This window comes from Isoptericola sp. NPDC058082, from assembly GCF_042885055.1.
In the GTDB taxonomy this organism is placed as follows: Bacteria; Actinomycetota; Actinomycetes; order Actinomycetales; family Cellulomonadaceae; genus Isoptericola.
Genome location: NZ_JBHVSQ010000007.1, coordinates 116,813 through 138,587, shown reverse-complemented (window position 1 = coordinate 138,587; position 21,775 = coordinate 116,813). Strand labels below are relative to the sequence as shown.

19 protein-coding genes are annotated in these 21,775 nt (G+C 72.6%); 10 read left to right on the top strand and 9 right to left on the bottom strand.

Annotated features, from left to right (window positions below; translation table 11 throughout):
* The first annotated feature begins 113 nt into the window (after positions 1-113).
* From ACFVS0_RS11890 to ACFVS0_RS11865, 6 genes are read left to right on the top strand one after another with little or no spacing between them, the layout of a single operon-like run.
* Entirely contained in the window at positions 114-1,046 is a 933-nt protein-coding gene (locus tag ACFVS0_RS11890) for a carbohydrate ABC transporter permease (protein WP_430562758.1), read from the top strand.
* Positions 1,046-1,975 (top strand): carbohydrate ABC transporter permease, encoded by a 930-nt coding sequence (locus ACFVS0_RS11885; protein WP_430551634.1) that lies wholly within the window; start codon positions 1,046-1,048, stop codon positions 1,973-1,975. The genes ACFVS0_RS11890 and ACFVS0_RS11885 overlap by 1 nt, the downstream gene beginning before the upstream one ends.
* Positions 1,976-1,982: 7 nt before the next feature.
* Positions 1,983-3,968: a hypothetical protein gene (locus tag ACFVS0_RS11880; protein WP_430588079.1), complete on the top strand. Its 1,986-nt coding sequence runs from the start codon at positions 1,983-1,985 to the stop codon at positions 3,966-3,968.
* Positions 3,965-4,789: a ribonuclease activity regulator RraA gene (locus ACFVS0_RS11875; protein ID WP_430551632.1), complete on the top strand. Its 825-nt coding sequence runs from the start codon at positions 3,965-3,967 to the stop codon at positions 4,787-4,789. The genes ACFVS0_RS11880 and ACFVS0_RS11875 overlap by 4 nt, the downstream gene beginning before the upstream one ends.
* On the top strand, positions 4,759-5,802 hold the full coding sequence (locus tag ACFVS0_RS11870; RefSeq protein WP_430588078.1) for an aldo/keto reductase: 1,044 nt from the start codon (positions 4,759-4,761) through the stop codon (positions 5,800-5,802). Before ACFVS0_RS11875 ends, ACFVS0_RS11870 begins: the two co-directional genes overlap by 31 nt.
* Positions 5,789-6,673 (top strand): amidohydrolase family protein, encoded by an 885-nt coding sequence (locus tag ACFVS0_RS11865; protein WP_430588077.1) that lies wholly within the window; start codon positions 5,789-5,791, stop codon positions 6,671-6,673. Before ACFVS0_RS11870 ends, ACFVS0_RS11865 begins: the two co-directional genes overlap by 14 nt.
* Positions 6,674-6,680: 7 nt before the next feature.
* On the opposite strand, the gene ACFVS0_RS11860 is transcribed toward ACFVS0_RS11865, so the two are convergent.
* Positions 6,681-7,097, bottom strand: coding sequence for a VOC family protein (locus tag ACFVS0_RS11860; protein WP_430588076.1), 417 nt, complete (start codon positions 7,095-7,097; stop codon positions 6,681-6,683).
* A 122-nt stretch (positions 7,098-7,219) separates the two neighbouring features.
* The gene (locus ACFVS0_RS11855) at positions 7,220-7,921 is read right to left on the bottom strand and encodes a helix-turn-helix transcriptional regulator (RefSeq protein ID WP_430588075.1); all 702 of its coding nucleotides are present in this window, start codon (positions 7,919-7,921) and stop codon (positions 7,220-7,222) included.
* Positions 7,922-8,027: 106 nt separating this feature from the next.
* On the opposite strand from ACFVS0_RS11855, the gene ACFVS0_RS11850 reads away from it, so the two are divergent.
* Together ACFVS0_RS11850 and ACFVS0_RS11845 are read left to right on the top strand one after the other, a co-directional pair.
* On the top strand, positions 8,028-8,579 hold the full coding sequence (locus tag ACFVS0_RS11850; RefSeq protein ID WP_430588074.1) for a GNAT family N-acetyltransferase: 552 nt from the start codon (positions 8,028-8,030) through the stop codon (positions 8,577-8,579).
* On the top strand, positions 8,576-9,139 hold the full coding sequence (locus ACFVS0_RS11845; protein ID WP_430588073.1) for a GrpB family protein: 564 nt from the start codon (positions 8,576-8,578) through the stop codon (positions 9,137-9,139). The genes ACFVS0_RS11850 and ACFVS0_RS11845 overlap by 4 nt, the downstream gene beginning before the upstream one ends.
* Here the strand turns inward: ACFVS0_RS11845 and ACFVS0_RS11840 are convergent.
* Positions 9,136-9,840, bottom strand: a complete 705-nt coding sequence (locus tag ACFVS0_RS11840) for a GntR family transcriptional regulator (RefSeq protein ID WP_430562750.1) — start codon at positions 9,838-9,840, stop codon at positions 9,136-9,138. The two genes, ACFVS0_RS11845 and ACFVS0_RS11840, sit on opposite strands and share 4 nt — an antisense overlap.
* A complete protein-coding gene (locus ACFVS0_RS11835; RefSeq protein WP_430588072.1) occupies positions 9,837-10,493 on the bottom strand; it encodes an SGNH/GDSL hydrolase family protein in 657 nt (218 codons plus the stop codon). Before ACFVS0_RS11835 ends, ACFVS0_RS11840 begins: the two co-directional genes overlap by 4 nt.
* 172 nt (positions 10,494-10,665) lie before the next feature.
* Here ACFVS0_RS11835 and ACFVS0_RS11830 point away from each other — a divergent pair, with 172 nt between their 5' ends.
* Positions 10,666-14,481 (top strand): Ig-like domain-containing protein, encoded by a 3,816-nt coding sequence (locus tag ACFVS0_RS11830; RefSeq protein ID WP_430588071.1) that lies wholly within the window; start codon positions 10,666-10,668, stop codon positions 14,479-14,481.
* A gap of 100 nt (positions 14,482-14,581) precedes the next feature.
* Positions 14,582-15,637 (top strand): cell division protein ZapE, encoded by a 1,056-nt coding sequence (zapE, locus tag ACFVS0_RS11825; protein WP_430588070.1) that lies wholly within the window; start codon positions 14,582-14,584, stop codon positions 15,635-15,637.
* 33 nt (positions 15,638-15,670) lie between these two features.
* Here zapE and ACFVS0_RS11820 read toward each other — a convergent pair whose 3' ends face one another.
* From ACFVS0_RS11820 to ACFVS0_RS11800, 5 genes are all read right to left on the bottom strand, one after another.
* Positions 15,671-16,603 (bottom strand): carbohydrate ABC transporter permease, encoded by a 933-nt coding sequence (locus tag ACFVS0_RS11820; RefSeq protein WP_430551616.1) that lies wholly within the window; start codon positions 16,601-16,603, stop codon positions 15,671-15,673.
* Complete coding sequence (locus tag ACFVS0_RS11815) at positions 16,603-17,607, bottom strand: ABC transporter permease (RefSeq protein WP_430551615.1); 1,005 nt, start codon at positions 17,605-17,607, stop codon at positions 16,603-16,605. The genes ACFVS0_RS11820 and ACFVS0_RS11815 overlap by 1 nt, the downstream gene beginning before the upstream one ends.
* A gap of 3 nt (positions 17,608-17,610) precedes the next feature.
* On the bottom strand, positions 17,611-19,275 hold the full coding sequence (locus ACFVS0_RS11810) for an extracellular solute-binding protein (protein WP_430562745.1): 1,665 nt from the start codon (positions 19,273-19,275) through the stop codon (positions 17,611-17,613).
* A gap of 135 nt (positions 19,276-19,410) precedes the next feature.
* Positions 19,411-20,619, bottom strand: coding sequence for an endo-1,4-beta-xylanase (locus tag ACFVS0_RS11805; protein ID WP_430588069.1), 1,209 nt, complete (start codon positions 20,617-20,619; stop codon positions 19,411-19,413).
* Positions 20,616-21,746 carry a Gfo/Idh/MocA family protein gene (locus tag ACFVS0_RS11800; protein ID WP_430588123.1) on the bottom strand — a complete coding sequence of 377 codons (1,131 nt, stop codon included), beginning with the start codon at positions 21,744-21,746 and terminating at the stop codon, positions 20,616-20,618. Before ACFVS0_RS11800 ends, ACFVS0_RS11805 begins: the two co-directional genes overlap by 4 nt.
* Positions 21,747-21,775 lie beyond the last annotated feature (29 nt).

Genomic DNA, 21,775 nt, shown 5'->3' with positions numbered 1-21,775 from the left:
GGAGTGGGTGTGTTTTTTACCCCGTGGTTCGGCTGACCCGCCTCCCCCCCCCCCCTCTAGCGGTACGCCCCCCCCCCCCCCCCGGGCCCGCACCACCCATGGAAGGCCCTGCGATGGCAACCCTCACCGCGACGCGCACGGTCCCGCCCGTGCGCCGACGCCCCGCGGCGCGCGTGTGGCGCGACCGCCTGCCCGGCATCGTCATGGGCGGCCCCGCCGTCCTCGTCTTCCTGGCGATGTTCATCGTGCCGATGGTCCTGGCGTTCGTGCTGAGCCTGACCGACTGGAACGGCTACAGCCTGAACTTCACGTTCATCGGCTTCGAGAACTACGCGGAGGCCTTCCGCAACCCCCGCACCGTGGACGCGGCGGTCTTCACCGGGGTCGTCGCGTTCTGCGGCACGGTCCTGTGCAACGGCGTCGGGCTGTTCATCGCCGCGCTGATCGCCGGCAACGGCCGCGCGAACACGCTGCTGCGCACGATCTTCTTCTACCCGTACATCATCAGCGCGCTGATCATCGGGTTCCTGTGGTCGGCGATGCTCTCCCCCGAGGGCGCGGTGAACGGCCTGCTGGGGCACCTCGGCGTCGGGCCGGTGCCGTTCCTCACCGAGGTCGCGTTCGCGAAGGCGAGCGTGATCCTCACGATCGTGTGGTCGCACTTCGGCTTCAACATGATCCTGTTCCTCGCGGGCATCAAGTCCGTGCCCACCGAGTACTACGAGGCCGCCACCGTGGACGGCGCCTCCAAGTGGCAGCAGTTCCGCAACGTGACGCTGCCGCTCATCGCCCCCGTGTTCACCGTGAACCTCGTGCTCACGCTGGTGGGGCTGCTCAAGGTCTACGACATCGTGCTGGCGCTGACCGACGGCGGCCCCGCCGGGTCCACCCAGACGATCGTGTACCAGATCCTGCGGGACTCGTTCGCGAACTCGGAGCTCGGCTTCGGCGCGGCGCAGTCCGTGGTCCTGCTGCTCGTCACCGCCGTGCTGGGCCTCGCGGTCACGTTCGCCCGGCGCGGCGCGGAGAAGAAGGTGGCCGACTGATGGCGACGACGACGCACCCGACGACCCCCGTGAGCCCGCCGTCGGCCCCGGCGCCGAGCGCGCCGCGCCCGACGTCGCGGTCCCGACGCCGGCCCGCCCCGGGCGCGGGCACGATCCTCAAGTGGGTGGTGCTGGGCCTCGGCGCGCTGGTGATGCTCGTGCCGCTGTACATCATGGTGATCAACGCCTTCAAGCCGCAGGACGCGATCATCTCCTCGCCGCTGGCGATCACCCCGGACACGTTCAGCCTGGAGTACCTGCAGGCCGCGCTCACCAGCGAGAAGTTCAACGTGGTGAAGGCCTACGGCATCACGCTGCTGTTCGTGGCGCTGGTGAACCTGTGCGGCATCGCGCTCGCCGCGCCCGTCGCGTACGTCATCGCGCGCGGCCGGTCGAAGTGGCACCTGGGCCTGCTGCTGCTCTTCGTGTCCGGCCTGTTCATCCCGGGCCAGGTGACGCTGATCCCCGTCGTCTTCGTGCTGCGGGTGCTCGGGCTCATCAACACGATCCCGGGCTTCATCCTGTTCGAGACGGCGGCGACGCTGCCCGTGACGATCTTCCTGTTCGCCGCCTACCTGCGCACCGTGCCGCGCGACATCGACGAGGCGGCCGCGCTGGACGGGGCCGGCAAGATCCGGGCGTTCTGGTCGTGCATCTTCCCGATCATGAAGCCGGTCGTCGCGACGATCGTCGTGCTGAACTCCATCAGCGTCTGGAACGACTTCGTCAGCCCGCAGATCATCCTGGGCCCGAGCTCCGGCATCTACACCGTGACGACGGGCGTGTACGCGGCGGTGGGCGAGTTCTCCACCGACTACACGACCGTCTTCCCGACCCTGCTGCTGGCGGTGAGCCCGGCGATCCTGTTCTTCGTCCTCATGCAGCGGCACATCATCGGCGGCCTGGTCGCCGGCGCGACGAAGGGCTGAGGCCGACATGAGCGAGACGACCGACCCCCGCGTCCCCACGACGCCGCTGCACGAGGTCCCCGCCTGGGCCGTGCTCGAGCGCCGCCTGTTCGACGCGACGGAGGAGGCCTGGCGCCTGTTCTCCGCGCGGTACACCGGGCCCGACGGCCGCATCCTGCACGCGGGCGGCTTCGAGCACCGCGACGGCGTGGACGACCTGTACGAGCCGTTCTTCAACTGGCCCGCGTTCTACGCCCTGGGCGGCAGCGACGAGGTGCTCGCCGCCGCGAAGCAGCACTTCGAGGGCGTGACGGCGCAGCTCACCGAGGGCGGCATGCTCACCGCCGAGTACGAGAACGGGTACGACTGGTTCCACCAGGGCGAGTCGCTGCTGTTCTTCTACGGCCTGTGCGCCGCCGACCCGGGCGACGACCGCTTCGCCGAGCGCGCCCGCCGGTTCGCCGCCCTGTACACGGACCCGGCGCACGGCAACTACGACCCGGCCCGCAACATCGTCACCGCGCCGCACAACGGCGCGCGGGGCCCGCTGCCCGGGCTGGGCACCGAGTGGCTCACGTACCCGGCGTCGCTGGACTACATGGAGGCGTACGGCCTGCCGCTGCACGGGCTGCCGGGGATCACGCGGTGGTCCGACCTGGAGGACCCGGCACACGCCCGGCTCATGGGCGACGAGCTCCAGCGCCGGGCGGCGGGTGACACCGCGGTCAACCTCGCCGCGACGTCCCTCGTGGTCAACCGCTGGCTGTACGACGGCGACGCCGCGTCCGCCGCGTGGGTGGCGCGGTACGTCGACGGCTGGCGCGAGCGCGCCGCCGCGGCGGGCGGCCTCATGCCGGACAACGTCGCGCCCGACGGCGTCGTCGGCGGCCTGCACGACGGCGCCTGGTACGGCGGCCACTACGGCTGGACCTGGCCGCACGGCCTGCACTCGGTCGGCATGAGCACGCTGATCGGCGCGATCAACGCGTCGTTCGTCTCGGGGGCCTCCGGGGCACGCGACGACGGGCCGCTCGACCTCGTGCGCACCATGCTCGACACGGCGCTGGACCACGCGATCACCGCGCCCGTCACCGAGACCCCGTTCAGCCTGCGCGGCAGCTGGCTGGAGCGGCTGGGCCCGCACGCCGCCGAGCCGGCCACGCTCGTGCCGTACCGGTTCGGCGCCGAAGGCTGGTTCGACTTCGGCCCGCTCCAGCTCGACCTGCCCACCTGGCTGTGGTGGTGGACGCACGACGACGCCGACCGCAAGCGCCTGGACCGGGTGCTCGACGGCATCCCCGGCTCCGACGAGGTCCGACCGTTCCGCGACAAGGTGGAGGCCGGGCACGAGGGGCCGTGGCTCGCGTTCCTCGACGGTTCGCTGCCGGACTATCCGGAGCGCGCGCTGTCGATGGCACTGGGCCAGCTCGCCCGCCGCGTCGCCGTGATGGACGCCGAGCCCGTGGACCCCGAGACCGTGCACCTGCACTTCTGGCAGCGCGCCAACCCGGTCGTCACGGAGGTGCTCGGGCAGCTGATCACCGGCACCCCGCAGACGCTGTACAACGGCGGGCTGCCGTTCGCCGCCGTGGCCTACACCGACGCCGACCGCGGCCGCCCCGGCCTGCCGCCGGACGTCGCGGCGCTCGTCTCCGGCCTCGACCGCGACGCGGACGGCACGGGCCGCGTCGAGCTCAGCCTCGTCAACCTGTCCCCCACGCACGCCCGGCGCGTGCGCGTGCGGCCGTCGCGGTTCGGCGAGGAGCGCCTGACGGGCGTCGTCACGCGCGGCGAGGACGGCGGCGTCTGGCCCGGCCCGTCCACGGCGTCGGCCGGCCGCGCCGGCATGCGGACCGCCGCGACCCTCCCGCTGGACGCGCCCGACCTGCTCGTCGAGCTGCCGCCGTCGCACCGCGCCGACGTCGTGCTGCTCACCGCACCCGCCGGCAGCGCGCCGCGTCACCAGCAGCCGCGCCACCAGCACCACCTGCACCACGAAGGAGCCCGACCATGACCGAAGCCCTCGCGCCCGTCGACACCGTGCCCACCGACCCCGGCGCCGGCCTCGTGCGGCCCGAGATCACGCTGCCCGTGCGCGGCGGGTCCTACGAGCGCGCGGACGTCGAGACGCTGGAGCGGCTCGGCCAGGTCTCGTCCGCGACGGCCTGCGCGAAGCTGCACGGCCTCGGCATCCGGCACTCGTTCGTCGAGGGCCCGCGCCCGCTCAGGCCCGGGTACCGCGTCGTGGGCTCCGCGCTCACGCTGCAGTTCATGCCGCAGCGCGAGGACCTGGCCGCCGGCGACGAGCAGGAGTACGTGGAGCGGCACACGGCCCTGTGGCACGTGCTCGAGGCCGTGCAGCCCGGCGACGTGCTCGTGATCCAGGCGTACGGCAGCCGGTTCTCGGGCTGTGTGGGCGACATCCTCGCGCGCTACTTCCAGCGCAAGGGCGGCGCCGGCATGGTCGTCGACGGCCGCATCCGCGACTCGGGCAAGATCGCCGACCTCGGCCTGCCCGTGTGGTCGACCGGCGTCACGCCGCACTACGCCTCGCAGTCGGAGCTGTTCCCCTGGGCCTACGACGTGCCCGTCGCCGTCGGCGGCGTGCTGTGCATGCCGGGCGACCTCGTCGTCGCGGACGACGACGGCCCCGTCATCGTCCCGCGCGCGATGGCGGACCAGGTGGTCGAGTCCGCGCAGGACCACGAGGAGTGGGAGGTCTTCAGCCGGCGTCGCCTCGACGAGGGCGCCCGCCTGAGCGACTACTACCCCCTGACCCCCGACACCCGAGGGGAGTTCGAGGCATGGCGTTCCGCGCAGGGCTCCGCCCGCTGACCTCGACGGGTGCGGCCGACGCCGCCGGGGACGTCGCGGCGACGCTCGCCGCGTCGTCCTTCGGCCTCGGCTGCGCGCCGATCGGCAACCTCTTCACGCCGGTCGCCGAGGCCGACGCCGAGGCGACCGTCGGCCGCGCGCTCGAGCGCGGCCTCCGCTTCTTCGACACGGCGCCGCACTACGGCGAGGGCGTCAGCGAGCTGCGGCTCGGGCACGCCCTGGCCGGCGTCGACCGGGACTCCGTCGTCATCGCCACCAAGGTGGGTCGCGTGATCGTCGACGCCGACGGCGCGCCCGTCCCGTCGGGCGGCACCGGCGGCCCGGGCGGCACGACGGTCGGCGACCTCGGCCGCGACGGCGTGCTGCGGTCGCTGGAGGGCAGCCTCGCGCGGCTCGGCACCGACCGCGTCGACCTGCTGTACCTGCACGACCCGGCCGACGTGGACGAGGCGCTGCGTGGTGCCCTGCCCGCGATGCTCGAGCTGCGCGACCAGGGCGTCGTGCGGGCCGTGGGGGTCGGGATGGGGCGGAACGCGCCCGTGGCGCGGCTGGTCCGCGAGGCCGCCGGCGCGCTGGACGTCGTCATGCCCGCCGGGCGGGTGACCCTGCTCGACCGCACCGCCCTGGACGACCTGCTCCCGGCCGCCCGCGAGCGCGGGGTCGGCGTCGTCGCGGCGGGGGTCTACAACTCCGGGGTGCTCGCCGACCCGGTGGCGGCGCCGTTCTTCGACTACCACCCGGCGTCGCCGGAGCAGGTGGACCAGGCGCTGCGGATGGCCGCCGCGTGCCACCGCGAGGGGGTCGACCTGCCCACCGCCGCCGTCCGCTGGCCGCTGCTCGTCCCCGGCGTCGAGGCCGTCGTCGTGGGCGCGCGCACCCCCGCGGAGGTGGACGTCTTCGCCGACGCCGCCGACGCCGTCGTCCCCGACCGCCTGTGGACGGAGCTCGACGCGATCGCGAGCTCTGCCGAACAGGCGGTTGACACCGTTATCGGGTCGCATGGCACCGCATAACGGTGTCAACCGCCTGTTCGGCGAGAGCGTGAACGGGGTCGTGGACGCGCACGTGCACCTGTGGGACACGGCCGCGTCGCGGATCTCGTGGTTCCGGGACGACCTGGATCTGCCCGCCCGCGTCGGCCCGGAGGACCTGGCCCGCGCCGTCGCGACGTCGCCGGTGCCCGTCCGGGCCGCCGTCGCCGTGCAGGCCGCGGACACCGAGGGCGAGGCGCGCTGGCTCGCGCGGCAGGCAGCCGCGCACGGGCCGCTGCCCGGCCCGGTCGTGCTGCAGTACGACGCCCGCCCCGACGACCCCGGCGCCTGGGCCGGCATGGCGCAGCCGCTGGTCGACGACGGCGTCCCCGTCGCAGGGATCCGGCTCGCCGTCCCGGGCGGCGCGGCGGACCTGTCCGACGTCGCCGGGCTGGACGCGCTGTGCGAGGGCCTCGCGGCGTCGGGCCGCGTGCTCGAGACGCTGGTGCGCCCCGACCAGCTTTCGGCCGTCGCCGCGCTGGCCGGGCGGCACCCGCACCTCGACCTCGTCGTCTGCCACCTCGGCCTCGGCACGGGCGACCCCGACGCGTCGTGGCGCGACGCCCTCGCCGCCGTCGCCGCCCGCCCCCGCGCGCACGCCAAGCTGTCTGGCGTCCACACCACGGCTCCCGACGACGCCGGGCGCACGACCGCCGCCGCCCGGGTCGCCGTCGACCTGCTCGGCACCGGGCGGCTGCTGTTCGGCAGCGACTGGCCGATGTCCGCGCGGGTCGCCTCGTACGCGCAGATCGTCGAGCGCACCGCCGCCGCCCTCCCCCCGCTCGACGACGCCGCGGCGACGGCGGTCTGGTCCGGGACGGCGGCGCGCCTCTACGGCGTCGCCGCGGGGTGAGCGACGCCTACGCGAACCGCGCCAGCGCCTCGGCGGTCACCGGGGCGAAGCAGTTCACCAGCGTCCCGTCCGGGTCCCGCACCAGCAGCGACCGGTTGCCCCACGGCATGGTGGTCGGCGGGGTGACGACCTCGACCGTGTCGTCGAGCCCGGCGTGCACCGCGTCCACGTCCTCGACGCGGAACTCCACGATGGCGGTGCGGTTGCCGGCGGGTGCCGCCGAGCCCGGCCCGAACAGGCGGACGGTGGCGGTGCTGCCGATGGCGAGGGTGCCGTGCGGGGTGCGCAGCTCGGCGAACTCCGGCGACGGGCGGTCAGCGACGACGCCGGTGAGCCGCTCGTAGAAGGCGGTCAGCCGCTCGACGTCGTCGGTGATGAGGCGGACGGAGACGAGGCTGGTGGCGAGGCTGCTGGCGTGGGTCATGGTGGTGGTCCTCCCGGTCGGGGTGCGGTCAGCGCCGCAGGCTCCCCGCGGCTCCGACCAGCCTGCGCCGGCTCCGCGACACCCCGACGTCGGTGTTTTCGGGGTGCCTCCCCTCGCCACCGTCAGCCCAGGAGCGTGAGCGTCCGCAGGTCCCCGTCCGGCACCTGGATGTCCTCGGGCCGGACGACGCGCCGGGGCGCGCGCTCGGCGGTGGCCGTGACGCGGTCGACCCGGTCGAGGCGGAAGGCCCGGATCCCGTCGCGCAGCCGGCACCACGCCAGCAGGTACCACCCGGTGGACGACCCGACGAACCCGAGCGGCTCGACGTCGCGCGTGGTCGCGGCGTCCTCCCGGTCCGTGTACCGCAACCGCAGGACCCGACGCGCGGAGATCGCGTCCGCGAGGACGCCGGGGATCGCGGGTCCGTCGGCCGGCGTGCCGAGCAGGTGCACGCGGGATGCGAGGTCGTGCGCGGCGGCCGCATCGTCGTCGCGCATGGCCGCGAGGATCTTGCGCAGCGCGGTCGACCCGCCGGCGGCGAACGGCGTCCCGGCCAGGCCACCGAGGGCGACCGCGACGGCCACCGCCTCGTCGGGGCTGAAGTTCACCGGCGGTAGCGTCCGGGAGCGGTCGAGGCAGTAGCCGCCGGTCCTCCTCGGCTCGGCCCAGACGGGCACCCCGGCCTGCTGCAGCGCGGTGATGTCCCGCTCCACGGTGCGCCGGCTCACCTCGAACCGGGCCGCCAACCACGACGCGCTCCGCGGGCGGGGAGCGACCGCCCGCAGCTCCTCGACGATCGCGTACAGCCGGTCGGTCCGGTTCACGCGACGACCCTACGCGCGCGCCGCCCGCCGCCTCGCCCGCCGTCGACGCCGTGGGAGGATCGCGACGGTGCCGGCGCCGCGCCGGCCGTGACGCACGGGAGGAACGATGTTCGCGAGGTCGCTGGGCGACGACGGCGCGGAGCTGCGTCCGCTGGAGCCGTGGCACGCGGAGGAGCTGCTGGCGACGATCGACCGCGGCCGCGAGTTCGTCGGTCGGTTCGTCGGCCTGGCGGACCGCATCACGGACCTCGCCTCGAGCCGGTCGTTCCTCGAGTCGTACGCGCAGAAGGCGGCCAGCGACACCGGGCGCCTCTACGGCATCTGGCTGGATGACACCCTGGTGGGCGGCGTCCTGTTCCGCACGATGGACGTGGCACAGGGCACGGCCGAGGCCGGGTGCTGGCTGGAGCCGGCGGCCGCCGGCCGGGGCCTCGTGACGCGGGCGTCGCGCGTCATCATCGACTGGGCGGTCCGCGAGCGCGGCATCCACCGCGTGGAGTGGTGGGCGGCGTCGGGCAACGCGCCGAGCATCGCCGTCGCCCGCAGGCTGGGGATGCGGCGCGACGGCGTGCTGCGCGAGCACCACGAGCACCGGGGCGTGCGGCAGGACATCGAGGTCTGGTCGGTGCTCGCGCCGGAGTGGGAGGCACAGGCATGAGCGGCGGCCCGCACGACGACGTCGAGCTGATCGGCGGGGTCGAGAAGCGCGAGATCGTGCTCGTGGAGCCGGACCCGGCCTGGCCGGCGCGGTTCGAGCGGGAGCGCGCCCGCATCCTCGGCGCCCTGGGCCCGGTCGCGGTGCGGGTGGACCACGTGGGGTCGACGTCGGTGCCCGGGCTCGCTGCCAAGCCGATCGTCGACATCGACGTCAGCGTGCCCGACGTCGAGGACGAGAGCGCCTACCTGCCCGCGCTGCTCGCGGCCGGCTACGAGCTGCGCGTGCGGGAGCCCGGCCACCGCCTGGTCCGCACGCCCGAGCGCGACGTGCACGTCCACGTGTGCGCCGCCGGCAGCGACTGGGAGCGGAACCACCTGCTGTTCCGCGACCGGCTCCGGCACGACGCCGACGACCGCGCCGCCTACGCCGCGCTCAAGCGCGAGCTCGCGGCCCGCGACTGGCCGAGCATGAACGACTACGCCGACGCCAAGGGCGGGCTGATCGCCGAGATCACCGCCCGGGCGGAGGCGTGGGCCGCCGCCACGGGCTGGACGGCCTAGCCCTCAGCCGTCGGCGCCGTCGCGCCGTCGTCGCCCGCGCCGGTCTCCTGGTCCAGCAGCGTGCCCGCCGCGTGCGCCTCGAAGAGCGTGGACGCGGCCTCGGCGTCGCCGTCGTCGAGGACGTCGAGCAGGCTGCGGTGCCAGTCGGCCACCTGGTGCCAGTCGCCCGTGAACTCGGGGTCGCCGAGCAGGTGCATCGACCGCAGGCTGGGCTCGATGATGTCCCACATGCGCGGCAGGTAGGTGTTGCCGCTGGCCTCGATGACGGCGCGGTGGAAGCCGAAGTCGAGCTCGCGGAACGCGGGCAGGTCGGCGGCGTCGACGGCGCCGTGCATCTCGTCGATGACCTTCTCCAGGCTGGAGCGGGTCTCGGGCGCGAGCTGCCCGCACGCGAGCCGGCCGGCGAGCGCCTCGAGGGCGACGCGCGCCTGCTTGGCCTGCTGCGCCTCCTCGTCGGAGTACTGCGCCACGAAGTTGCCCTGGTGGCGCACGTGCGTCACCAGGCCCTCGTGGGCGAGGCGCTTGAGCGCGTCGCGCACGGGCGCCTGGCTGACCTGGAGGCGGCGGGCGAGCTGCGACTCGACGAGCTGCTCCCCCGGTTCGAGCTGGGACGTCTTGATCATCGACTTCACGAGGTCGTAGATCTGGTCCGACAGCAGCCCGCGCTCCAGGCCGCTGATCGAGCTGAGCGCGTCCGTCATCCCTGCAGCCTCACGTCGTTCCTCGGGTCGTTATCGACAATCGTTTGTGCGTCGTCAGCGTACGCCGCCAGCCACGCGTCCGCGATCATCCGGGACGCCGGGGGCGTCGGGTGCACGCCGTCCGGGGCGAGGGCCGCGGCACCGGCGTCCCGGGCGGCGCGGGTCAGCAGGGCGTGCAGCGGCACCAGCGCGGCCCCGGTCTCGGCGGCCAGGCGCGCGACGACGTCCCGCTTGCCGTCGAGGTCCTCGAACCAGCCCTCCTGCTCGTCGCGCACGGGGAGCAGGAACGGCTCGACCAGCACGAGCCGCGGGCTGCCCGGCACGCGCGCGAGCAGCCGCCGGTAGGTGGCCTCGAACGCCTCGGCGCTCGTCGCGTCGTCGGAGTCGAAGCGGCGCCAGGTGTCGTTGACCCCCACGTACACGGTGAGGACGTCGGGCGCCGTCGGCGCGACGTCGCGCTCCCACCGCTCCTCGAGGTCGACGGCGCGGTTGCCGCCGATGCCGAGGTTGAGCACGACGGCGTCGGGCAGGTCCGCCGCGACGAGGGAGACGTAGCCGTCGCCGAGCGACGCCTCGTCCGCGCGGTCGCGGCCCGCGTCGGTGATGGAGTCCCCGACGAACACGAGGCGTCCGGGGGCTGCACTGCTGGTCATGAGCTCTCCTTCGAGTGGCGGACGGGTCCGACCGTAGCGGGTCGGGGCCGCCGTCGCCGCATTGTCAGCGATTATCGATTAATGTAACCTGCCGGTGCTTGACGATCCGGGCGCGCCGCACCCGCGTCGCCCCGAGAACCCCGTGACCACACGAGAGGTCGGAGCACTCGCAATGAAGCGACCACTGTCAGCTCTGCTGCTGACGTCCCTGCTCGTCGCAGGGACGCAGACGGCAGCACATGCCGAACCGCCCCCGCAGTCCGCCCCGCAGGCCAAGGCCGGCACCGTCCTCTACGTCTCCCCCGACGGCCGGGACGGCGCGAAGGGCAGCCAGAAGCGCCCCCTCGCCACGCTCGAGGGTGCCCGCGACGCGATCCGCGAGCTGCCGAAGGGACAGCGCAAGAAGGGCGTCACCGTGTACCTCCGCGAGGGCACGTACGAGCGCTCGGAGTCCTTCCTCCTCGGTGAGGAGGATTCCGGGACCGCGGACGCCCCCATCACCTATCGCTCCTACCCCGGCGAGCGCGCCACGATCTCGGGCGGCAAGGAGCTGCCCTACGACGGCTTCTCCCCCGTGACCGACGAGGCCGTGCTCGACCGGATCATCGAGACGTCCGCGCACGACGACGTCCTGCAGATCGACCTGCGCGACCTCGGCATCGACGACTACGGCCAGCTCAGCCGGCACGGCTACTGGAAGGCCAACGACGTCTCGACGACGCCGCCCATGGAGCTGTACGTGGACGGCGAGGACATGACCCTCGCCCGCTGGCCCAACGCCGGCGCGGCGAAGGACACCGTCCAGATGAACAAGATCGTCGACCCCGGCCCCACCAAGGACGACGCCGACCTGCAGGAGCGCGGCGGCACGTTCAGCTACTCCTACGACCGCCCGCAGTACTGGGGCGAGGCGGAGGACGTCTGGATGGACGGCATCTTCGGCCAGAGCTGGGAGTGGTCGTACAACAAGGTCGAGTCGATCGACACGGACGCCCGGACCATCACGCTGCGGTACGGCGAGATGTCGGGGCTCATGAAGACCTGGTACCCGGACTTCCACTTCGCGCAGAACCTGCTCGAGGAGCTCGACGCGCCGGGCGAGTACTACATCGACCGCGAGACCGGGATGCTCTACCTGGTGCCGAACGCGTCGTTCCTGGCCGAGCGCGGGGCGCCCGTCGTCACGACGCTGGACGAGCCGATGATCCGGACCGACGGGGCGTCGTACGTGACGTTCGACGACCTGGTGCTCGAGTACGGGCGGGCGCTGGGCGTCGTCGTCCTCGGCGGCAGCCACGTGACGGTCTCGAACAGCGACGTGCAGAACTTCGCCGACGGCGGCGTCTCCATCAACTCGCCGGGGCGGTACACGTACGACGGCATCCCGGTGAACCGGGGCGGTCGCGACCACGCCGTCGTCTCCAGCGACATCCGCCACGTGGGCGGGGTCGGCGTCGTGCTGACCGGCGGGGACAAGACGACCCTGGAGCCCGGGCGCAACCGCGTCGAGGACTCGCACATCCACGACTTCGCCTACTACCACAAGGCGTACAACCCGGGCGTCATGTTCGACGGCGTCGGGAACGTCGCACGCGGCAACGAGATCAACGACGCGCCGCACCCGGGCGTCATCGTGCACGGCAACGACCACCTGTTCGAGCAGAACGAGGTGTACGACGTCTGCAAGACGTTCCAGGACCTCGGCGCGATCTACATGAACTCGGGCGAGACGCCGCAGCAGCGCGGGCACGTGTTCCGGCAGAACTACTTCCACGACGTCGGCCTCACCAAGCACGGCGTCGAGGGCATCTACGCCGACAACTTCACGTGGGACCTGGAGATCAGCCAGAACGTCTTCGTGGACATGGGCAACGACGCGATCAAGTCCGGCTCTGCCGACCACATCGACGCCACGAACAACGTGTTCGTCGACACCACCGTGCCGTACGACAACTACACGCAGTGGATGGGCGACGGCGAGGGCAACACCGTCGACCGCGTCTACATGCCGAAGTGGGAGAAGGTGTTCGCCGACAACAAGGACTTCGTCGGCACGCCGTACCTGGAGAAGTACCCCGAGCTGGGCCACTTCTTCGAGGACAACCACTACTTCCCGAACAACTCCACGTTCGCGAAGAACGTCGTGTGGAACCCGGACCGCGCGCGCAACCCCGACGTCAACGCCGAGGGCGCGCTCGACACGAAGAACCTCCTCAACTACGGGACCGGCGACGACGCCAACTGGGTGACGGACGCCGACCCGGGGTTCGTCGACGCGGCGAACGGCGACTACACGCTGCGCGAGGACGCCGCCGTCTTCGACCAGATCCCCGGGTTCGAGGCGATCCCGTTCGGCGAGATCGGCACGGACGGTCACGTCGGCCAGTCGCAGACGCCGGACAGCGTGGCCCTGGAGTCGCTGGTGCTGCCGGCGGACCAGCTTGCGGTGACGCTCGGCGACGAGGTGTCGGTGGCCGCCCAGGCGGTGCCGTGGAACGCCACCCAGCAGGCTGTCACGTACACCTCGAGCGACCCCGAGGTCGCGACCGTCAGCGCCGCGGGGATCCTCACCGCCGTCGCGCCCGGCGAGGTGACCGTCACCGCGGAGGCGAAAGCCGACGCGGGCGTCCGCGACGAGATGACCGTGACCGTGGCGGCCGGCGACGGCGTGCTCCACTCGACGGACTTCGAGACGGGCGGCAACGGCTGGGCCACCGACCCGAACCGCGCGATCGTCGACGACGGCACGGGCGACCACGTCTACCGGATCAAGAACGGCGCCAACTCCCAGCTCGACCGCTCCTTCTCGGAGTACGCGCTCGACTTCACCGTGACGACGCCCGCCGAGGTGCCCGAGGGCGGGCAGATGCTCGTCTACGACCGCACCGGCAGCACGCCGGGCGGGTACGTCCGCTACCGCCACGCGGCGGCCGGCTCGACGTGGACGATCTTCGACTCCGCGTGGGGCACCGTGAAGGAGGTGACGCTCCCCGCGGGCGAGGGGCTGAAGGCGTCCACGCAGTACGACGTGCGCGTCGTGGTGACGGCGGGCGGCGTGCGCGTGCTGCTCGACGGCGACGAGGTCGTCGCGGGGGCCAACCCGGCGCCCGCCGGCGCCGGCAAGGTCGGCTTCTACGTGCAGGGCTTCACGTCGCTCGACTTCGACGACGTGCGGTTCTCGCTCGTGGGCGTCGACCCGGACGGCCTGACCCTGGCGCCGTCCGAGGCGACGATCGAGCCGGGCGAGACCCACCCGCTCGCGCCGTCGTTCACCCCCGCGGACGCCACGCGCACCGGCCTGGGGTGGACGTCGAGCGACGAGTCCGTCGCGACCGTCGACGCGAAGGGCGTGGTCCGCGGCGTCGCCGCCGGCACGGCCACGATCACGGCGACGTCCACCGTGGTGCCCGGCCTCGCGGCGTCGTCCACCGTGACGGTGCGGGCGGCGGAGCACCCCGTGACGTCGCTCGGCGCCGAGATCCTCGACCCCGCCGCCTGGGCGCCGGGCGAGGGGGTCACGGTGGCCGACGGCGCGGCCCACCTGGCGCCGCGCGGCGCGTGGAGCTTCAAGCCGAAGCAGTTCGGCGACGAGCTGCTCCGCTTCGACACGTCCGTCGGCGCCTTCAACGGCGGCTGGTTCGGGTTCTCCGTGCGGTCCAAGACCGCCGGCGACCCCGTGTGGACCAACAGCAGCTCGGGCTACCTCGTGGTCATCAAGGAGGACGTCATCGAGATGCAGAAGTGGAGCCCCGCCGTCTTCATGGTCGACACGTTCCCCAACACGGTGATCGAGCCGGGCTCCACCCACGAGGTGACGTTCGGCGCCGTCGACGTGGAGGGCGGCACCCGCGTGGTGCTGCGCGTGGACGGCGAGCCCGTGTGGAGCTACCTCGACGACGCGGCCGACAACCCGCTCGCCACCGACGGGTACTTCACCGTCTACCGGCAGGGCCCGGCGGGCGAGATGAGCATCTCCCCCGCGAGCTGACCGAGTTCCCTCCGAGCACGGGATCCGTACCGCCCGTGGATGGCGGTACGGATCCCGTGCTCGACGGGAGTTTCACCTCCCGTCCCCTAGGGTCCTGACCGTGTGGTCGAGAGCGACGTCCCGGGAGACGCTGCGGGTGCGGGCGGCGCTCGACGACGCCGCGCACGCGCTCGGATCGACGCTCGACGCCGGACAGCGCGCCGCCGCGGACGTGCTCGCCGCGGCCGGCGCGCGCGTCGCGCTCGGCCGTCGAGGACGGCGGGGCGTCTACCTGCACGGGCCCGTGGGCCGAGGGAAGACGTTCCTCGTCGACGCCCTCCTGAGTGCCCTGCCGCCTGACGGCGTGCTCCGGGTGCACGCCTTCGAGGCAGCCCGGCGGCTGCACGCGGCCGTCGCCCGCGAGTCAGGGAACGCCGGGGCCCTCCCGCGCGCCCTCGCGAGCCTGCTCGACGGCACTCGCGTCCTGTTCCTCGACGAGCTGCACGCCCACGACCCCGGGGACGCGATGATCCTCTCCCGCCTGGTGCGCGAGGCCGTCGGTCGCGGCATCCCGCTGCTCGCGACGTCGAACTACCCGCCCGACGGCCTGCTGCCCAGCCCGCTGCACCATCACCTGGTGCTCCCGCTCGTGCGGTCGATCGCGGAGTGCTGCGACGTGGTGGAGGTCGCGCCCGGCGAGGACTACCGCCGCCGCGGGCACCTCGCGGACCGGTCGGGCTGGCGTGCGGGGGCGTGGGTCGTGCCAGGCAGCGCCGCCCAGGTCACGGCACTCGGGCTCGGCACCCCGGACCCGGGCGACCGCTTCGTGGTGCGGCTCCCGGCGACAGCGCTGCGCACCCTCGCCGCGACCGGCCCCGGCACCCCGGAGGGCGTGGTGCACCTCGACTTCCGCGAGCTGTGCGAGGCACCCACCTCGGTGGGCGACGTCATGGACCTCGTCGACCGGTACGGCACGCTCGTCGTGTGGCGGGTGCCGCGGCTCTCGGCGACGACGGCGGACGGGGCGCAACGGTTCGCGAACCTCGTCGACGTCGCGTGGGACCGGGACGTGCGGCTCGTCGTCCTCGCCACGAGCCCGCCCGACGACGTCCTGGACGCCGACGTGCGCGACCGCGACCGGATCGCCAGCCGCCTCGCCGCCCTTCCCAGGGTCTGAGGCCGGACCGGCCGCGGACGCGCCCGCCTTTCCTCAGCCCTTGACCGAGCCCAGCATCACGCCCGACACGAAGAACCGCTGCACGAACGGGTAGACGCACAGGATCGGCACGATCGTGAGGATCATCGTGACCGCCTGGATGTTGGCCGAGACGGCCTGGGTGGTGGCACCGACGGCGGCAGCACCCTCGGAGGCCGACGACGACGCCCCGGCGATGAGGTTGCGCATGAAGAGCGTGACGGGGAAGAGCTCGTTCTTGTCGAGGTACAGGAACGCCGAGAACCAGTCGTTCCAGTAGGCGACCGAGTAGAACAGCACCATCGTGGCGAGCACGGCCTTCGACAGCGGCAGCACGATGCGGCCGAAGATCCCGAACCACCCCAGCCCGTCGATCTGCGCCGCCTCCTCGAGCTCTTGCGGCAGGTTCTCGAAGAACGACTTCATGACCAGCAGGTTGAAGACGGAGACGGCGCCCGGGAGCACCACCGCCCACATGGTGTTCTTCAGCCCGAGCGACGAGATGAGCACGTAGTTGGGCACCAGCCCGCCGTTGAAGAACATCGTGAAGACCGCGATGCCGATGAGCACCCCGCGACCGCGCAGGTGCCGCTTGGAGATCACGAACGCGAACGTCGTGGTCAGGACCATCGCGATGGTGGTGCCGACGAACGTGTAGACGAGGGTGTTGCGGTAGCTGCTCCAGAACAACCCGTCCTGGGACACGGCCCGGTAGGTGTCGAGGTTGAACCCGACCGGCCAGAAGCTCACCATGCCGGCCTTGATCGCTCCGGGGCTGCTGAACGACTGCGCGAGCACGGTGACGAACGGGTAGAGCATGAACAGGGACACGACCACCAGCGCCACCGTGTTGAACACCGTGAACGCCCGGTACCCCCGGGTGTCCCGCGCCCCGACCGGCGTGCCGGCCGACCGCACGTCGCTCGTGGACGACGTCGCGCGCTGCATCACCACAGGCTTGCTCCCACCACTCGTCGCGAGATGAAGTTGGCGCTCAGCACCATCACGAGCCCGATGCACGCCTGGAAGAGGCCGATGGCGGCCGCGTAGCTGAGGTTGTTGGACACGAGCCCGACCCGGTAGAGGTACGTCGAGATGACGTCCGCCGTGGAGTACGTGAGCGGGTTGTAGAGCAGCAGGACCTTCTCGAACCCGACGTTGAGGAACGTGCCGATGTTGAGGATCAGCAGCGTGATCATCGTGGGCCGGATCCCGGGGATCGTCACGTGCCAGGTCTGCTGCCACCGGTCGGCGCCGTCGATGCGCGCCGCCTCGTAGAGCGACGCGTCCACGGTGGTGAGGGCCGCGAGGTAGAGGATCGTGCCCCAGCCGACGGTCTGCCAGACCTCCGACCCCACGTAGATCGTGCGGAACCACTCCGCCCGTTGCAGGAACGGGATGCCTTCGCCGCCGAGGCCCTCGATGACCTGGTTGACCGTGCCCTGCAGCGACAGCAGCTGCATGACCATGCCCGCCACGATCACCAGCGACAGGAAGTGCGGCAGGTAGGAGATCGACTGGATGGTGCGCTTGAAGGCCTTCTTGCGCACCTCGTTGAGCAGGAGCGCGAGCACGATCGGCAGCGGGAAGCAGACGACGAGCGTCAGCCCTCCGAGGATCACCGTGTTCGAGAAGACCTTCCAGAAGGTGGGGTCGTGGATGAACATCTCCACGTACCGCAGGCCCACCCACTGCTCGCCGAAGATGCTGCCGCCCGGCCGGAACTGCCGGAAGGCGATGACGTTCCCCAGCATCGGCACGTAGCGGAAGACGACCAGGAACAGGACGGGCAGGACGGCGAGGGCGTACAGCTGCCAGTCGCGGCGCAGGCTCAGCCGCCACGACCGACGTGCGGGTCTCGACCGGCCGGCGTCCGCCCTCGGAGGTCGCTCCGAGGGTCTGTCGAGGACCGCCGCCGAAGCGGACGCCTGCCGGTCCGAGGTCGTGCTCACGGGTCAGTTCTTCTCGGCGAAGCGCTGCTGCGCGCCGTTGATCAGGTCCAGGTAGCCCTGGAGGTTCTGCCCCTCGAGCTCGGTGACGTAGTCGTCCCACTCCGCCAGCGGACGGTCGCCGAGGATGAACTTCAGCGTGTTCGTGTCCACGGTGTCCTTGAGCGGGGTGGCGAGCAGGGACGCCTGCTCCAGCTCGGCGTCGTCGAGCGGCGCCGGCGGGAACGGGTCCCGCGGGGTCCGCGACTCCAGGACCCGGTCCATGTACTCGACGAACTGGTCGGAGTTGTAGGACTCCTTCAGGGCGCGCGACTCGGTGGACTCCGCGAGGAACGTGGAGAAGCCGAGGTCCTTCGCGAGGTCGGTCTTGGCGTCCGGGTTGATGTTGTACGCGTCGAGCGAGTAGTCCGGGTCGATCGTGATCGTGCCGTCGGCGTCCTTCGTGTACGTCTCGCCCTCGACGCCCCAGCGCAGCATCTCGCGCGCGTCGGGGCTGTAGTACAGCCAGTCGAGGAACTGGACCAGGGCCACGAAGTGCGGGTCGTCCTTGGCCTCCGCGCTGATCATGAACCCGTGCCAGAAGTTGCGGGGCTCCACGACCTGGCCCGCAGGCCCGCCGGGCGGGGCGATCTGCACGAGCTCGAACTCGGCGTCCGGGTCGGCCTCCTGGAGGGCGAGCTGGAACTCCGCCACCGTGCCGGAGGCACCGGACGCCGCGAACACCGCGCTGCTCGCCACCTTCTCGGACAGCTCGTTCACGCTGCCGTCGCTGGTCGTGGTCAGGGTCTCCGGGTCGAGCAGCCCGTCCTCGACGAGCCCGTGGAAGTACTCGACCATCTCCTTGTACCCGTCGGAGGTGGCGGCGTAGGTGAACTCGCCGGCCCCCTCGTCCCAGAACGTGCCGTTGCCGAAGCCCCAGCCGGCGACGGTGCCGAAGGCGTGCGCCGCGTAGTTGAGCATCGACTGCCCCTCGAACCCGTCGGCGAGCGGCTTGGAGTCGGGGTGCTTCGCCTTGATCTTCTCGAGGGCGACGCGCAGCTCGTCCCAGGTCTCCGGCACCTCGGCACCGACCTCGTCGAAGACGTCCTTGCGGATGATCATCGAGAACACCGGGACGGACACCTCCTGCAAACCCGGGACCATGTAGTACTTCCCGTCGTCCTGCCGGAGGTTGTCGATCATGTCGCCGAGGTCCCACTCCTCGACGTACTTCTGGAAGTTCGGCATGAGGTCGACGTAGTCGCTCATCGGGAGCACCGCGCCCGACGAGACGAAGGGGGCGTCCTCGCCCGTGTAGACGAGCGGGATGATCTGGGGGGCGTCGCCGGCGCTGATGAGCAGGCTGCGCTTCTCCGTGGCGTCGCTGAACGGGATGTTGGTCGGCTGGAGCGTGACGTTGGTCCGCTTCTCGATCTCGTCGAAGAGCTGCCACGAGTCCTTGATCGGGAGCTCCGGCCAGTCGGTCCACAGGATCGAGAAGTCGAGGGGCTCCGTCGCCTTGAACTGCTGGTCGGCGGCGAGATCTGTCATCGACCCCTCGGTGTTGTCCAGCCCGGCGCCGTCCTCCTCCGCCTCGCCGCTGCACGCGGCGAGGAGCAGCAGCGACGACGCCGCGACGGCCGCCGGGACGGCCCGCCACGGGCGGCGCGTCCGCGGTGTCAGATCACCCATGATGTGTCTCCCCTTCGAGATCCCCGGGCCACGTCGCCCGAGCCGACGTACCGTCCGACTGCCCGGTGCGCCCTGAATTTTAGCGTTAAACTAGAGCCCGCCTCCGGGCCCGTCAACCCCCGTCTCACGGGAGGTTCAGCGCCGGAGGCGCAGCTCGACGGCCTGCTCGCCCGCCGCCAGGTCGACCGTCGCCGACGCTGCACCGCAGCGCGCCTCGTACCTGCCGGCGAAGCCCCCGACCTCGATCCGCCCGTCCGCGTCCGTGCGACCCGGCGTCGGACCCGTCCACCACTCGTCGCGCACCAGGGCCCGCAGCGCGTCGTACGCCGGCTTGGGCGTGCCGTCCGCCCGCACGAGCCCCGCCGGGGCGCCGAGCCACGCCCCGGCGTCGCCGAGGCCCCAGTACGTGATCGACTCGACCGCCGGGTGGGCCACGAGCGCCGTGTAGTGCGACACCACGTCGTCCGCCTGGCGCGCCTCGCCCTCGGGCGTCGACGGCCACCGGGCGACCTGGTGGTCGTTGAGGTCCTCGACGTCGGCCGGCATGAGGTCGCCCGAGACGAGCGTCGTCTCGGTCCAGTGGAGCGGCAGCCCGAAGCGCGCGAACCGGTCGCACACCTCCAGGAGCCGGTCGGCACCGCGGAAGCCCTGGTGCATGTGCGACTGCAGCCCGATCGCGTCGATCCGCACCCCCGCCTCGAGCAGCTCCTCGATCAGCCGCTCGTACTCCGGCCCCAGGTCGAAGTCGTTGATCAGCAGGCGCGGCGAGGTGCCCTGGCTGCGCGCCTCGTCGACCGCCAGCCGCACCATCTCGACGCGGCCGAGACGTGCGCACAGCCTGCTGATCGCGTTGGGGACGCCGTCGGGCTCGTTCGTGAACCGGGGCATGATCACCACCTCGTTGATGGCGTCCCACGTGTCGATCAGGCCGGCGAGGTCGCGCACCTCCCGGCGCACGCGCTCGCGGAGCAGCCGCTCGGCGTCGTCCAGCGGCAGGCGGTCGACCCACGGGGCCTTGACCGTGTGCCACACCAGGGGGTGCCCCTTGAGGCGCACCCCCTGGTCGGCGAACCACCGCGCCGCCGCCGTGAGGTCCGCGAGGGCGGTCTCACCGCGCCGCGGCTCGTAGCGCCCCCAGTACACGGGCAGGGTCGCCGTGTCGAACAGCCCCAGCCAGAGGTCCTGGTAGCCGGCGTCCGCGTCCGCCACCTCGAAGGCCGCGCAGCCGAACTCGAACGCGTGGCGCACCTGGCGCACCGTGACGTCCTCATGGGCCAGGGGCCGACCGTCGCCGTCCGTCAGCGTGACGGCGCTCCGGGTGCGCCGGTGCTCGAGACCGGTCACGCCGCGCCCTCGGCCCGTCCGCCGTGCCAGGCGTCCTCCGACGTGAGCGGCACGAGCGGCGGCACCACGGGCACGGTCGTCATCTCGACCCGACGGCCCGAGTCCGCGGAGTCGAGCAGTCCCGTCATGACCTCCATGACGTGCAGCCCGACGTCGCCACCGGCGCGCGGGGACGCCGACGCGTCGCCGTCCAGCCCGGCCGCCCCGACCATCTCCAGCAGGCCGACCCCGCGGCCGGCGCCCACGAAGCCGGCGCTCGGGGGCAGCACCTCCCACTCCGTGCCGCCGAGCGACCGCAGCTCGACGTCGCCGTCGAACCGGTTGGGGTCGGGCACCACGAGCGAGCCGGCGGTGCCGTGCACCTCGATCGGCCGCGCGTGCGAGCCGACGGCGTCGAAGCTCACGGTCACGGTGGACAGCGCGCCGCTCGCGTGGCCGAGCACGCCGGTGACGTGCGTCGCCACCTCGACCGGCACGCGCTCCCCCGCCCGCGGGCCGGAGCCGATGGTGCGCGCGTCCCGCGACCGCGAGGCCGCGCCCTGCACCCACGCGACCGGTCCCAGGATCTGCACCAGGCTCGTGAGGTAGTACGGGCCCATGTCGAGCAGCGGCCCGCCGCCCGGCGCGTAGTAGAAGTCCGGGTTCGGGTGCCAGAGCTCGTGGCCCGGGGAGACCCACGTGGCGACGGCGGCCGTCGGCGTGCCGATCCGGCCGTCCGCGACGGCGGCACGTGCGGTCTGCACGCCGGTGCCGAGCACGGTGTCCGGGGCGCAGCCCACGCGGGTGCCCGCGCCCGCCGCCGCGGCCATCACCTCGCGCGACGCCGCCAGGTCCACCGCGAGCGGCTTCTCGCCGTAGCGGTCGACGCCGGCCGCCGCGCACGCCTTCGCGACGTGCGCGTGCACGCCGGGCGTCGTGAGGTCCAGGACGACCGACACGTCGGGGTCCGCGACCAGCGCGTCCAGGTCCGCGGCCACCCGCGCCCCGGGCAGCTCCGCCGCGACGGCCTCCGCCCGCGACCGGTCCAGGTCCGTCACCGCGACGACCCGCGCCCGCGGGTGCCCGGCCAGCGTGTCCAGGTACTGGCGCGAGATGACGCCCAGCCCGACGATGCCGATCCCGACCATGTCGTCGCCTCGCGGCGCGTTCGTCGCCC

Excerpts from the sequence above, each read along its gene's own strand:
- ACFVS0_RS11890 (WP_430562758.1), top strand. The coding sequence starts at position 114 with ATGGCAACCCTCACCGCGACGCGCACGGTCCCGCCCGTGCGCCGACGC.
- ACFVS0_RS11885 (WP_430551634.1), top strand. The coding sequence starts at position 1,046 with ATGGCGACGACGACGCACCCGACGACCCCCGTGAGCCCGCCGTCGGCC.
- ACFVS0_RS11880 (WP_430588079.1), top strand. The coding sequence starts at position 1,983 with ATGAGCGAGACGACCGACCCCCGCGTCCCCACGACGCCGCTGCACGAG.
- ACFVS0_RS11875 (WP_430551632.1), top strand. The coding sequence starts at position 3,965 with ATGACCGAAGCCCTCGCGCCCGTCGACACCGTGCCCACCGACCCCGGC.
- ACFVS0_RS11870 (WP_430588078.1), top strand. The coding sequence starts at position 4,759 with ATGGCGTTCCGCGCAGGGCTCCGCCCGCTGACCTCGACGGGTGCGGCC.
- ACFVS0_RS11865 (WP_430588077.1), top strand. The coding sequence starts at position 5,789 with ATGGCACCGCATAACGGTGTCAACCGCCTGTTCGGCGAGAGCGTGAAC.
- ACFVS0_RS11860 (WP_430588076.1), bottom strand. The coding sequence starts at position 7,097 with ATGACCCACGCCAGCAGCCTCGCCACCAGCCTCGTCTCCGTCCGCCTC.
- ACFVS0_RS11850 (WP_430588074.1), top strand. The coding sequence starts at position 8,028 with ATGTTCGCGAGGTCGCTGGGCGACGACGGCGCGGAGCTGCGTCCGCTG.
- ACFVS0_RS11845 (WP_430588073.1), top strand. The coding sequence starts at position 8,576 with ATGAGCGGCGGCCCGCACGACGACGTCGAGCTGATCGGCGGGGTCGAG.
- ACFVS0_RS11840 (WP_430562750.1), bottom strand. The coding sequence starts at position 9,840 with ATGACGGACGCGCTCAGCTCGATCAGCGGCCTGGAGCGCGGGCTGCTG.
- ACFVS0_RS11835 (WP_430588072.1), bottom strand. The coding sequence starts at position 10,493 with ATGACCAGCAGTGCAGCCCCCGGACGCCTCGTGTTCGTCGGGGACTCC.
- ACFVS0_RS11830 (WP_430588071.1), top strand. The coding sequence starts at position 10,666 with ATGAAGCGACCACTGTCAGCTCTGCTGCTGACGTCCCTGCTCGTCGCA.
- ACFVS0_RS11820 (WP_430551616.1), bottom strand. The coding sequence starts at position 16,603 with ATGCAGCGCGCGACGTCGTCCACGAGCGACGTGCGGTCGGCCGGCACG.
- ACFVS0_RS11810 (WP_430562745.1), bottom strand. The coding sequence starts at position 19,275 with ATGGGTGATCTGACACCGCGGACGCGCCGCCCGTGGCGGGCCGTCCCG.
- ACFVS0_RS11800 (WP_430588123.1), bottom strand. The coding sequence starts at position 21,746 with ATGGTCGGGATCGGCATCGTCGGGCTGGGCGTCATCTCGCGCCAGTAC.